The following is a 12,657-nucleotide window of genomic DNA, read 5'->3' as shown; positions in this document are numbered from 1 at the left end:
TAAGAATATTTATTAATCATCTATACTCAATGAGTCATTACTAATCATACGTCTCAAATAATCTAAGTCATTATCAATTCTATTTAAAGTTGATACTAAAGAATCTTGATCATTGATGTCATGATCAGGATAATTCTCTTCAACAGTTACATCAACTGAAACAACTGGATAACCCAAGCCAGGAATCAATTGATCAATCTTATCCCTCACTTTCTTTGCCGAGGTTTCGCCATCAACCTGGAATTCTGAAAATGGATCTTTTGATTTAATTACATTCATTATTTTTTTTAATCCACCAGTTTTAGCATTTTTAATAATGCCCATACCAAATGGCAAAGCAGACTCCATTGCAAATAAATGGAAATCCTTTAATTGATCTTTAGCCATAATGGCTCGTTGAATGCTACTTAAGAATACCTGTTTCTGAGGTTGAAAAGTATGGAGTACAACTATTATTTGAAATACCTATGGACCAACCAGCAAAGATTGACATCACAATTATTGCTGCAAATGGCAAAAAAGCTTGATGGGTAGTTTCAAGAGTCAACCACTCTTTCCAACCTCTTATCAAACGTTCTCTAGCAAACCTATTGCGCTCTTTTGAAGCTTGATTAATTTTTTTTCTAAAAGATTTTTCTACCCAACGTTCAAACGACTTTTTTTTAGTTACTGCCATTTTTCTCTCTACCTCTAATAATTGTCCTGCAGTGAGATGAGGGTGAAAAGTACTTATTAATTCAAGCGTTTTTAAAAACATTTCAACTGCCGCGTCTTTAATAACCCGCTCTTCGTCTCTAAGAAAAGTCCAATCAAGTTCAGGATAAAAACGAGCTCTATTGAGATTGATCTGCTCCTCCCCTAACTGACCAGGCTCTCTCAACCATCTATCAGTATTGTTATCGAAGCGTCGCCAATACAGAAAGGGATTAATGTAAATAACCTTTCCTGAGATAGTAATACTATCCTTCTGAAGCCGTCGGCTTAAATGCGAATCAGTCTGATGTGCAACTATCAAAAGTAATAGGCCATTGAACTAAGTTATCTTTTTTTTTAGTAGGAGACCACCCCCCTAATAAGATTACTCAACTTAGGAATACTTACAATTGATCTAACTTAAAAAAGTACAGATAAAATTTATTCTGATCAATTACAGTCTAATTCTCTCTTTTGTTTAATTAACTGGAAAGCTATATCGGACGATTTCATACTAATTATCTTGACAAACGATATTCAGATTCTCACAAGAACAAGTATCTTCTTGAGTCAGTTGATGCGAAATAACAATTATTCAGTTATGTTCATGATGAACATACTCAAATAAAAGCAATGTTACGTAAGCAAGAAAAAAATGCTATCACAAGAGGAGTGATCCTTGCGATTGGTTGGGGATGGGGTTTAGATAGATTTTATGAAGGTGACAAAAAAGGAGGAATTCTCTCCATCATTGGCTGGGGAATTATCTTCACAAGTTTTCTTTATTTGAAATGCTCAGGAATCGAATATGTTGATGGTGTGAAAGACTATTCTAATTATAGTCTAAACCCTTTAATAGTTCTTCCCTTAATTGCTGGTTTATACGGAATATATTTAATTCTAAGAAAAGGTTTTAGATTAGCAAAACAGTTTGAGAACGCAGAAGACTAAATTAATCTTGAAGGGTATAAAACAATTTACCTTCATGATCTAAGTCATTTCCATTTTAGTAGTGACAAAAACTCTTCATTAGAGTAGAAATAAATTTAACAAGACAACTCCTCACCAAATCGTTCTGTTTAAAAAAGCACCCATCTTCTTGCAAGGAGGGTGCTTTTTTAATGACTACTTTTACGAATGCTGACATATGACAATCAATAAAGCAACCTGCCAATATTTGAGTTTGTTCATCAAATGTGCAAATAAATTTTTAATGAGGAGTTGAGATCATCCACAGTGGAGACAAGGAAACACTTGCGCCCGATCTCATAAAAACCGCCTTGGTCATAACGACGCGGTTTTTATGACATTATTTAAATTTAGAAAAAACAACATCCAAAACAAGCAAGTAGAACGGTATTCACGACATTTTTATGAAATAATTAAACCACCAAATCAATTAAATTTAAACATTAACCAAATCACTTATGACTGAAGAAAATAAAACTGACAAAAAGAAGTGTGGAGGGAAAAGTAAAGCGATGTTTGCTTATGGCATTATTCAACTAGGTTCTAGTGTTCTTTCTGCTGTGGCTCTTGCGGCTATCGCCATTAGTTTTTGTTCTCTCAAACAAGAATCGAACGTATTCATTGAATGTGTTGAAGAGGTACAAGCTACAGGCAAGAGTTCATCTAATGCAGTTCGCTTCTGCAATGGCGGTAAATAGTTTTCAATCAACAAATTTAAAGGGTTATTCCACTAATCAACTGATAACAGATATGTGATGCACTTATTTTTTATCCCATTTTTTATTTCATAGTTTATCCAGTATTCGTCCAAATACTCCTTTCAATCTTTCTGCGATAGAGAGCTATGGCAACATCTCCATTTCCTTTTCTGAATTTGCGTCAGTTCCACTCAATGACACCATTAAATCTATAGCTTCATATTCAGTAAATTATTTTCCGTTTTTGATTTGAATATCATTATTAATCAGTATTAGTAGGAAGCTGAACTACATTAGAAATTTTGTTCTTTTTATCTTGTACACCAATTGATTCGCTGAATCCAGATGCAAGTATTCCAGTGGGTATTGCAATTGCAGCAATACCCATAAGAGAAGTAATCGATGCAATTATTTTTCCAAATGCTGTAACTGGTATTGAATCTCCATATCCAACAGCACTGACAGTTGTAATCGACCACCAAAGACATCTTGGGATTGAACCTAACAATTCTGGTTGAATAGAAGATTCAGCAAGATACATAAAAGTACTGCTAATCAACAAAAGTAAAACTGTATAAAAAGTCGAAATTTGTAGTTCTTGACTCTTGGATCGAAGTGCATAATTAAAGTGATAAATACTCTGCTTAAATTTTTCACTTCTTCCAATTTTCAATATTCTTAAAAGACGAATAATTCTAAGAATCTTTAATTCGGCACGAACACCAAAAAAAGATGGGACGATTGCAATTACATCAATAATTGCCAATGGTGAGATTACATAACGCAAAACGCCTTTCCAACCTTGTCCGTACTTTTTTTCAAGTGGTGCGACCCATAAACGACAAAGATATTCCACGCAAAACAAACCGCCAATAATCCAATCCAAAAAATCTATTTGATCTCCAAATTGATAATCGATTGAGTTTTCAGTAATGATAACAGCAAAAAAAATCGAAATAAAAATAGTAACACCACAGATTTTATTGGATACAGAAGTTCTGCCTCCTGGTGAGTTATTTATTAGCTCCTTATAGATTCTTAGACGTAATTCATTCATAGCTTCCCGTAAAATGAAATAGGAATGCATACAAGTTAGGCAAATCTTTCTGATTTTTCCTCAAATTACTTGACGACACTAAACGCCGAAAGAGTGTATCTGTACTAAGATTGTCACTCACGAAAGCATTCTTGAGCAAAAAGCACCTTGTTCAATACTAGTAAAAAGGTGCTTTTTGGATCTTTTGAATTATCCAAGAGACGGATGAATGAACGAACTATGACTAGAGGCATGACCAACGATTACAGGTTGATTAGTTTATTCACAAAGAGATTTTTGAGTGTTATTTACCCTGATCCAAAATCAACAACTAATTTCCCACCTTTATTCAGTCAACTTTACTGAAAGACTATTGAAGGAAGTCCCACAAAATTAAAGACACAAAAGAAATCAATTTAGATATTGCAACAGAACTCGAAGAGAACTAATTTGCAATAGTTGGGAATTAGTAGACCATCAAATTCATAAAAATGCCACTTAAGCTTCACTGATCTCAAGGGTTGCCCTAGTTTCATCTACAAAATGAATTTCAAGTTCATTACTGAAGATGTCCGTGCCATTAGAGGGAGTAACAAGAGGTAAATCTCGGTAAGTAAGCAAACAATTTTCCATATTTAAGTCCTTTGATGAAAAATTCCCCTCGTGTAGTCCACCCTCTGTCTTAAACTCTCCTGCTTCGGTTCTCGACCAGATTATAAACCAATCCAATTGTTCCAATTTTTCTAGTTTTGCCTCATTCGATACGTGGTAGTCGTCAGAATCAAAAAACTCCATTATCGATGTCTCTACACTTTCACCATCAACTTCGACTGTTCCTTCAGCCAAGTGAATTTTGTATTCCTCTGCCCCATCCTCTTCAAGAAGAACTTCATTATTAAAAGTCTTCTGTGCTAATGCCAACATCTCTTCTTTTCTGTCATCAAGAATCTTGCTGATAACCATGTCTTCATCCCATATATGCTCATCAATAATGTATCGAAGTGAGCCAAATCTTTCAGAAAGTGCTTTATTAGCAGCATCTTTAGCAATCTTCGCTGCCTTTTCACTATCTTCATCAAGTTCCTGTTTAAGGCGTTTTAAGTCACTAGCTATTGCATCCATTTTTTTATAAAACTCGCCATAATATTTTCCAGCTCTCGTTTTTTCAGTTGAGTAGAAAACCTTAACGTATTGAATATCCCCGTTGTAAGTAACTTCAAATGACATTGGACCCTAACTATCTCTTATTTAAATGATCACGTCTTTTTTGAAGCCTCGCCATAATTTATCCTTGATTAGAATACATTGTTCTGTGCTAAGAGAGCATCCAAAGGGGTGTTTTTTTGTGCTTTTTAAGTAGTGAATACAGAAAAATATATAGAGAAATCGTCAATTAATGTTCCAAATTTAGATCCCTATAGATTTGACTAAAAATAGTAGATGTAGAGAAAAACGACTTTCTACGATTTCTCAATAGAAACGGTGACAAGTGGAAGTGGAAGTATATTTTGAGTAGTGGACAACGTTTGACTGCCCTAAACTATACCCTCTCAAAAGGTTTTCGCAAAAGAAGACCCCCTAAAACCAAGTCATACCAACAAATTACAAGGGGATATACACTCAATGAAACTTTTATAGAGAAATAATATAGAGACCTAATTTTCTTCTCGCTCTATCAGTTCCAAAATAATTTCAGAAAGAATCAACAAGGATTGGAGTATGTAGTAAAGTCCAGTAATCAAAAGATAAAAACGGCATAGTGGAAGAATCCGGTCCAATAAAAGAGGTTAAAAAAAAAGTCACTGAAATAACAACATTCCCAGTTCCATTTAGTTTAGGAGAAATTAAAGAGAATATCTCTATTTCCACTAACACGCCTTCGAAACCTTCTAAAGAACAAATAATAAATCAAGCATTTAAGTTTCATTCACAAGGAAACATTTCAGAAGCAGAAAAATATTATCAATATTTCATTAATGAAGGTTTCTCTCACCACAAAGTTTTTTGTAATTATGGAGTCATATTAAAAACTCTAGGCAAATTACAAGAAGCAGAATTGTCATTTCGCAAAGCAATTGAAATTAATCCTGAGTACAGAGATGCGTATGTAAATTTGGGAGACATATTAAAAAATGTTGGCAAATTACAAGAAGCAGAATTATCTACTCGTAAAGCAATTGAAATTAATCCTAATTGCGCTATGGCGCATTCCAATCTGGGAGTCATATTGAAAGATCTTGGCAAATTGCAAGAAGCAGAAATCTCATATCGCAAAGCAATTGAAATTAATCCTGATTTCGCAGAGGCGCATTCCAATCTAGGAAACATATTGAAAGATCTTGGCAAATTGCAAGAAGCAGAATTGTCATTTCGCAAAGCAATTGAAATTAATCCTGATTTCGCAGAGGCGCATTACAATCTGGGAACCATTTCGAGAGATCTTGGCAAATTGCAAGAAGCAGAATTGTCATTTCGCAAAGCAATTGAAATTAATCCTGATTTCGCAGAGGCGCATTACAATCTGGGAACCATTTCGAGAGATCTTTGCAAATTCCAAGAAGCAGAAATCTCATATCGCAAAGCAATTGAAATTAATCCTGATTTCGCAGAGGCGCATTCCAATCTAGGAAACATATTGAAAGATCTTGGCAAATTGCAAGAAGCAGAATCGTCATTTCGCAAAGCAATTCAACTTAAACCTGATTTCGCAATGGCGCATCTAAATATGGGAAACATATTAAATAATATTGGCAAATTACAAGAAGCAGAAATCTCATATCGCAAAGCAATTGAAATTAATCCTGATTACGCAGAGGCGCATTCCAATCTGGGCATCATATTGAGTGATCTTGGTAAATTACAAGAAGCAGAATTGTCATTTCGCAAAGCAATTCAACTTAAACCTGATTTCGCTGAAGCTGCTTGGAATTTATATGGATTAGCCAATACTATTGAGGAAGCAGAAGAAAGGATTAATCAATGCTTGAAAATAGATGAAAATCATTTAGAAGCAAAACTCTCTCTAAGTGGTCTAAAATTACATCAAGGTTATCAATCATTATTTGATAATCTTATACAATCAATTTATAAAGATCATCCTACAATCCGTTCCCTAAAATGGGTTTCTACTTTACCAAAGTTACCTGAATTGTTTTTTCATAGATGGGCATTATTTGACAGTATGATTAATAAAAGCAAAACAGATCGCCCTTTCTATGAGTTTGGTGTTTGGCGAGGTGAATCCTTTCAGTACTTAATTAATACCTTCAAAAAAGGTTATGGATTTGATACTTTTCAAGGCTTACCAGAAGATTGGCATGAAGAGAAACAAGGATTTTATTCAGCAGATGGAGTCATTCCCAACATTGATGGCGGAACATTTATAGCAGGTAAATTTGAAGAAACACTTCCAACTTTTTATTCCAAACCTAGACCTATCGCATCACTAATCAATTTTGATGCCGATCTATATTCTTCTACTATTTGTGCCTTGAACTATTCAAAGTCTGTCATAGATAAAGATACAATTTTAATATTTGATGAGTTTATTATTAATAAAAATTGGGAGCAGGATGAATATAAAGCACTCAATGAATTTTGCTCTAATAATAATTTAAGTTATGAAGTTTTGGCGATCTCCTATATGACGAAGCAAGTTGCGGTGAAATTAATAGGAATTTAAGGAAAAGACAAGACGCAAACAAACTTACAAACGTGACCAAAACATGAAGAGCAACACCCCACGACCTTCATAGGAATGTTTCAATTCTGGGCGTGTAATACGGAAAATTGAAAAGTCCACACCATAAAATATTTAATTTTGTAGAGAAAAACCATCTTTCTACGATTTCTCTGCAGAGTAGGTGACAAAGTCTCACGAGTAACAGAGCACTTGAAAACCCTTGTCACTTCCTCAGTTCACGTTCACAGAGAACTCACGGGGAATATATATTTTAAGTCTATAACTACGTTTTAGTAGTCAGTATTATTCCTACCCAATAGCACAGCACCTACTTGAATTATTTAGTGGTATATAGGGATTTGCTCCCCTGTTTTACCACATGGACCTTACGTGGAACCGTCAATTAGCAAATATTTTCATTGACAAGGGAGCAAACAATTATTTGCCTTCCCTTAACTCCGATCGATTTTTACGCCAAAACCCTCAGGCATCTCGTCATTAATATCTTTTAAATCCATCCATTTACTCTCTTCATCTACAGTTAAGTTTTTGAACTTTCTGACATAGACATCTCCTGCTAGATCAGGGTCTACAACTCCAAAGAAATCGCATATTTCTTCTACTCGTGCCCAATGCTCAATTTCATTCGTTGCTCTTTTGAATTCAGTAATCTCAAATTTCCCTTGTTCTGCCTGACTTAATTTGTTTAAAACTGAGAAGGAAACAGAGACAGTTGCACCATCCCATTTCGCCCTATCTTCTCCTTCCAACTCAATATTTCTTTGATTGAGTTCTTTTAACCAAGTTTCATCCATAATCTTCTATTTTTCACAAATCCACTCAGAAAGTTTATTTGATTCAGGATCTAATGATTGATAGAACTCGTGCAAGGTCGCCACTTTTTATTCTTGGATCCTTTGTTCTTATTCCTATTTTGTAGGTTCTCATCAGTTTATCTTTTTAGTAGTGACAAAAGGTGCATGCAGGAGTAGAAATGAAATAACAGAATAACTCCTCACACAATAGTTCTGTTATAAAAAGGCACTCAACTTCGCTTAAGTGGGGTGCTTTTTTAATACCTTATGTACAAGAATTGTCATATGTGACAGTTCAAGAACTCAAATACTCAGGATTCCTTCTAAGAGTCATGTTGATTAAGTTTATTTTGTGAGGAGTTGAGATCCTCCGCAGTGGAAACAAGGAAACACTTGCGCCTGATCTCACAAAGAAACCGCCCTAACAGAACTGGGCGGTTTTTTTGTGCCTTTTCTAGAGTGGTCTAATGATATTTCCACCTCCCCAAGTTGTTTTTGGATTACTGCTTTTAAGCACAGCAGTAGTTTTGATTTTTGATATCAGATACAACCCATTCGGAAACAGTGAGGACGATATCTAATTAGGAATTTTTTCGGATGCAGAACCTTTGTGAAATTGATTAGAAAAGGAAAAGCAGAACAACTCCTTACCAAAATTCGTTCTGTCAATGAAGAGAGGGACTCAAGGTCGCTGAAGCAGCAGGGTCCCTTTCTTAATGCAATTTAAATGAATTCAATCAGTCTCCTTTATCGTGAATATCTCCCGAATAAGATTGAGGTCCTATCTCTGGTGGTGGATTATTTCCGAAGTTATCAACTAAAGCATCTGCCTCACTAGTAAAAAGTTTGGTGAACCATTGTCTAGTTGCAATGATTGCTGTCCAAATCTTGTCTCTTTTTCTAGTCATAGAGATACCTCAAATGAAGTAAGGGGGCATGTATTTCTCCCCTTCGAGTCCATCACCCCAGAAATTGAAGTGCTTTGACTCCTGATCTTGTTCTACTCCTATTAAATGGAAATTCATAGGGGTGAGAACACCAAGGTATTTCTACATTTGGATTCTCTGCATAGATATTTTTGATTAGTGGTATTGAATATAAATTAAGAGTAATAGCACTCTCGAAGATATTAAAAAAAGGGAAATGTACATTGACTCTAAGGAGACATCTCACACCTCCTGATGTGAACAGAGTCACCTTTCGTGCGGTCTCTGCAATGGTCGGAACAACCCAAACCCCTGATTAGTTGCAGGGTTTTTTCTTTGTAGGGTAATCAGAGTTAATACTTTAGGGTTTTTGTCCTATAGATATTTTTTATTAGGAGGAGTAGATATAAATCAAGGCACTATTAGGAGGTCAAACCATGGCATGCGGTAATCCTTTTAAACATGCAATCGAAGACGTAAAAGAAACATTCTCGAAATCTTGTGGAGTTCCGATGCAAGGGAACGATTGGTGCGATCTGGTTTCGAATTATGAAGCTGATTTTGATGAGGTCGATTATGAGAATGAATGCTTGCAGTTTGGCAACTGCTCAATGGACTACTAAAAAACATTGAACTAACAGGAGGTCTAATTATGCAAACAACACGTAGTTTCAGATCCAATGGGTCGAATACTCTTTCATCGATCTTTCTTTGGTTTTCTGTCTTTTTAATCTCACTTGGAACACTTCCACACCTTGTTCCTGATTACTTAAAGTTGAAATATTGAGGTAAAACGAATGATTCCCGATCTTCTCAAACTCATTCTCAGAAAACACAAAGATTATTGGGTGGTTGGTTAAACAGGAGTTTTTTCTCATGTTCTACCTGATCTGGATTTTTAATTAATGAATTAGAAGTCACAGCACCTTCTGTGGGTCAAAGTAAATAAAGGATGAAAATTTAAGTTCAGTCAGTTGAGTGCTTGACTCAGAGGGAGCGACCAAAATCTCGCTCCCTTCTTTAATGGAACAAAATAAGTGACTTGACCTAATAGATAAATATAGTACATTTGTATTAGTATTGTCCCCATCACTAAACCGACAAAGAGAGTCAAAATGGATCGAATTAAAGCACCAAACAAAGGGGTTCATCTTTACAAATAGCACGTAAAGCCTACGTAAAACAGACCCATCCAAAACCTAGCCATAGGTTCTCTATCCTCTCATGTAAAACCTACGTAAAACCATATAAATCAAATTATCACTGGAAAGTAGACGTTTCTGCTATTCCCACTCAATAGCAACTATGGAAATTATTAAGTGGTGCATATGGTTTGCACCACTTAATATGCGGTGTGGAAATGGTGTGAAAATGAAAATGCCATAACTTTTAAGGTTTTTTCGTGTGGAACTATAAAATGTAGAGAAGTAGTATATTATTTCTCTACGATTTATGTGGCCATCTATGTTTTTGTCAGCTGGTCATATACGTAAAGAAATAATATAGAGATCTACTTTTTATTCTTGCTCTATAGGTGGTATATGATTTCAGAAAGAAGTCATAAGAGTTGAGATTAGTAGTAAAGTCAAAAGAACCAGGAGAGAAGATGGATCTTTCTAGTCAAGAAGATGAAGGAAAGAAGAAGATGTCCGAGGTGAAAACATTCCCAGTTGCATTTGATTTAGGAAAAATCAAAGAAAATCTTACTATTAATACAAATACTTCTTCTAAACCATCTAAAGAACAAATCATTAATCAAGCAATCCAGTTTCATTTACAGGGAAACGTTTCAGAAGCGGTAAAATATTATCAACTTTTTATTAATCAAGGTTATAAGGATCACAAAGTTTTTTCTAATTATGGAGTGATATTGAGAGATCTTGGGAAATTAAAAGATGCGGAATTATGCCACCGAAAAGCAATTGATATTAAACCTGATTTCGCAGAAGCACGTTCCAATCTAGGAATAACATTGAGAGATCTTGGCAAATTAAAAGATGCAGAATTATGCCACCGAAAAGCAATTGATATTAAACCTGATTTCGCAGAAGCACATTACAATCTGGGAATAACATTGACAGATCTTGGCAAATTACAAGACGCAGAAATCTCATACCTCAAAGCAATTGAACTGAATCCTAATTTCGCAGAAGCACATTTAAATCTGGGGATAATATTGACAGATGTTGGCAAGTTAGAAGAAGCATTTGATTCTTACTTGCAAATAATTAAAATTAATCCAACATATCCTAATATTTATTCCTTCATAACGGAATTTCTTAGAGATTTTGATACGTCAAAGTTAAGCAAATCAAAAGTGAAAACTATATTAAATCTTCTACTAGAAAGAAATGATATATCTCATAAAGAATTAATAAACTCATTTAACTATGTATATAACAATGAAATAATCAGTAAACTAGAAAAATTAGATTCAGAATGTTCCCAGATAGAATTAATAATTAATAATAAAGTCATAATCAATGCCCTTAAAAAAATAACTTTTCAGGATATTAGATTTGAGAAATTGCTAACGAATTTAAGAAAGTATTTATGCATTAAAATTGCAAAGAATAAAAAAGAAATAAATTACTATGAATTACAATTTATTATTACTTTAGGAAAACAATGCTTCCTTAACGAATATATTTTCTCATTAACTGAAGAAGAAAATATATCTCTAAATAATATCATCAAAAGATGCCAAAATAATGAATTAAATGAGATAAATATTTCAATTTTATCTTGTTATTTTTCTTTATATAAACTCCTGGATAGGATACCATCTTTGAAATCTTTTAATTCTTCAAATCAAAGTTTTAAAGAATTAATAAACATACAAATATCAGAACCTCTAGAAGAAATTGACTTGTCTAAGAATATAAAAAAACTAGGTAGAATAAATGATTATATTTCTCGAAAAGTAAAATCACAATATGAGAAAAATCCATATCCTAGATGGAGGTATGGGAATAATTTAGAAAGTCAAAAGATATCTATTACACAGGCAATAAATAATGAAATAAAACCTAGTTCTATCAATTTCAAATCTGAAAATAGTCAATTAAAAGTTCTAATTGCTGGGTGTGGAACAGGTCAACAGATTTTACATGCGAAAATTTATAACCATGCTACGATTACTGGCATAGATTTAAGTTTGTCTAGTCTTTCTTATGCCCAAAGAAAAATAAAAGAACTTGAAATCAATAATGTTAAATTGATTCAAATGGATATCTTAGAAGTTAATTTACTAGAGGAAAAATTTGATATCATTTTATGTTCAGGGGTTTTACATCATATGGATGAACCCTCAAAAGGTTTGAAAGCATTATTAGGGGTTTTAAAAACTAATGGATTTCTTAAATTGGGTTTATATAGCGAATTAGCAAGACAAAATATTATTAAAGCAAGGAATTATATTGCCAGCAAAAAACTTCAAACAAATGAGGACCATATTCGTAATTTTAGAGAAACTATCTTTTCCGGAAAAACACCAGAAATAAACTCTCTAACAAAGAGTTCTGATTTCTATACACTTTCTTCTTGCCGTGATCTTTGTTTTCATGCACAGGAACATAGATTCAACATTAAGCAACTACAAGAAATTCTCAAATCTAATGAATTAAAGTTTCTTGGATTCTTGCTTCAAAAACAAATTAAATCGATCTATGAGCAATATTTCCCAGAAGATAAAAAACAAACGAACTTACAAAACTGGGCAAAGTTTGAAGAAAAACATCCCAATACCTTCGAAGGTATGTATCAGTTCTGGGTTTGTAAATCGTAAATCTGACTAATTAACAAGTATAAAAATATTGAATATTTCAGAGAAAAACAC

The 12,657-nt window shown here is 33.9% G+C and carries 12 protein-coding genes; 5 read left to right on the top strand and 7 right to left on the bottom strand.

The window, feature by feature from the left end; genetic code table 11:
• Positions 1 to 12: 12 nt before the first annotated feature.
• Together EW15_RS00235 and EW15_RS00230 are read right to left on the bottom strand one after the other, a co-directional pair.
• Positions 13 to 387, bottom strand: coding sequence for a hypothetical protein (locus tag EW15_RS00235; protein ID WP_038650491.1), 375 nt, complete (start codon positions 385 to 387; stop codon positions 13 to 15).
• A 16-nt stretch (positions 388 to 403) separates the two neighbouring features.
• Positions 404 to 1,015 (bottom strand): hypothetical protein, encoded by a 612-nt coding sequence (locus tag EW15_RS00230; protein ID WP_038650488.1) that lies wholly within the window; start codon positions 1,013 to 1,015, stop codon positions 404 to 406.
• A gap of 311 nt (positions 1,016 to 1,326) precedes the next feature.
• Here EW15_RS00230 and EW15_RS00225 point away from each other — a divergent pair, with 311 nt between their 5' ends.
• Together EW15_RS00225 and EW15_RS00220 are read left to right on the top strand one after the other, a co-directional pair.
• The gene (locus tag EW15_RS00225; protein ID WP_038650485.1) at positions 1,327 to 1,644 is read left to right on the top strand and encodes a hypothetical protein; all 318 of its coding nucleotides are present in this window, start codon (positions 1,327 to 1,329) and stop codon (positions 1,642 to 1,644) included.
• A 476-nt stretch (positions 1,645 to 2,120) separates the two neighbouring features.
• Complete coding sequence (locus EW15_RS00220; protein ID WP_038650483.1) at positions 2,121 to 2,360, top strand: hypothetical protein; 240 nt, start codon at positions 2,121 to 2,123, stop codon at positions 2,358 to 2,360.
• Between the two features lie 262 nt (positions 2,361 to 2,622).
• Here the strand turns inward: EW15_RS00220 and EW15_RS00215 are convergent, their stop codons facing one another.
• Complete coding sequence (locus EW15_RS00215; RefSeq protein ID WP_038654916.1) at positions 2,623 to 3,417, bottom strand: potassium channel family protein; 795 nt, start codon at positions 3,415 to 3,417, stop codon at positions 2,623 to 2,625.
• Positions 3,418 to 3,894: 477 nt separating this feature from the next.
• The gene (locus tag EW15_RS00210) at positions 3,895 to 4,623 is read right to left on the bottom strand and encodes a hypothetical protein (protein ID WP_038650481.1); all 729 of its coding nucleotides are present in this window, start codon (positions 4,621 to 4,623) and stop codon (positions 3,895 to 3,897) included.
• 532 nt (positions 4,624 to 5,155) lie between these two features.
• Here EW15_RS00210 and EW15_RS10395 point away from each other — a divergent pair.
• The gene (locus EW15_RS10395) at positions 5,156 to 7,078 is read left to right on the top strand and encodes a tetratricopeptide repeat protein (protein ID WP_071841013.1); all 1,923 of its coding nucleotides are present in this window, start codon (positions 5,156 to 5,158) and stop codon (positions 7,076 to 7,078) included.
• Positions 7,079 to 7,530: 452 nt separating this feature from the next.
• Here EW15_RS10395 and EW15_RS00200 read toward each other — a convergent pair whose 3' ends face one another.
• From EW15_RS00200 to EW15_RS10700, 3 genes are all read right to left on the bottom strand, one after another.
• Positions 7,531 to 7,893, bottom strand: a complete 363-nt coding sequence (locus EW15_RS00200; protein WP_038650479.1) for a hypothetical protein — start codon at positions 7,891 to 7,893, stop codon at positions 7,531 to 7,533.
• A gap of 737 nt (positions 7,894 to 8,630) precedes the next feature.
• Positions 8,631 to 8,801, bottom strand: coding sequence for a hypothetical protein (locus tag EW15_RS10705; RefSeq protein WP_156095697.1), 171 nt, complete (start codon positions 8,799 to 8,801; stop codon positions 8,631 to 8,633).
• A gap of 52 nt (positions 8,802 to 8,853) precedes the next feature.
• Positions 8,854 to 9,090 carry a hypothetical protein gene (locus EW15_RS10700; protein WP_156095696.1) on the bottom strand — a complete coding sequence of 79 codons (237 nt, stop codon included), beginning with the start codon at positions 9,088 to 9,090 and terminating at the stop codon, positions 8,854 to 8,856.
• A 166-nt stretch (positions 9,091 to 9,256) separates the two neighbouring features.
• On the opposite strand from EW15_RS10700, the gene EW15_RS00195 reads away from it, so the two are divergent.
• Together EW15_RS00195 and EW15_RS00190 are read left to right on the top strand one after the other, a co-directional pair.
• Positions 9,257 to 9,442 carry a hypothetical protein gene (locus EW15_RS00195; RefSeq protein WP_038650477.1) on the top strand — a complete coding sequence of 62 codons (186 nt, stop codon included), beginning with the start codon at positions 9,257 to 9,259 and terminating at the stop codon, positions 9,440 to 9,442.
• Between the two features lie 944 nt (positions 9,443 to 10,386).
• Positions 10,387 to 12,606 carry a tetratricopeptide repeat protein gene (locus EW15_RS00190; protein ID WP_038650475.1) on the top strand — a complete coding sequence of 740 codons (2,220 nt, stop codon included), beginning with the start codon at positions 10,387 to 10,389 and terminating at the stop codon, positions 12,604 to 12,606.
• Positions 12,607 to 12,657 lie beyond the last annotated feature (51 nt).

The sequence above is a fragment of the Prochlorococcus sp. MIT 0801 genome, assembly GCF_000757865.1.
Lineage (GTDB): Bacteria > Cyanobacteriota > Cyanobacteriia > PCC-6307 > Cyanobiaceae > Prochlorococcus_B.
This window is presented reverse-complemented; position numbering and strand designations above follow the sequence as displayed.

Coding starts and splice junctions, on each gene's coding strand:
- EW15_RS00235 (WP_038650491.1), bottom strand. CDS start 387: ATGGCTAAAGATCAATTAAAGGATTTCCATTTATTTGCAATGGAGTCT.
- EW15_RS00225 (WP_038650485.1), top strand. CDS start 1,327: ATGTTACGTAAGCAAGAAAAAAATGCTATCACAAGAGGAGTGATCCTT.
- EW15_RS00220 (WP_038650483.1), top strand. CDS start 2,121: ATGACTGAAGAAAATAAAACTGACAAAAAGAAGTGTGGAGGGAAAAGT.
- EW15_RS00215 (WP_038654916.1), bottom strand. CDS start 3,417: ATGAATGAATTACGTCTAAGAATCTATAAGGAGCTAATAAATAACTCA.
- EW15_RS00210 (WP_038650481.1), bottom strand. CDS start 4,623: ATGTCATTTGAAGTTACTTACAACGGGGATATTCAATACGTTAAGGTT.
- EW15_RS00200 (WP_038650479.1), bottom strand. CDS start 7,893: ATGGATGAAACTTGGTTAAAAGAACTCAATCAAAGAAATATTGAGTTG.
- EW15_RS10705 (WP_156095697.1), bottom strand. CDS start 8,801: ATGACTAGAAAAAGAGACAAGATTTGGACAGCAATCATTGCAACTAGA.
- EW15_RS00195 (WP_038650477.1), top strand. CDS start 9,257: ATGGCATGCGGTAATCCTTTTAAACATGCAATCGAAGACGTAAAAGAA.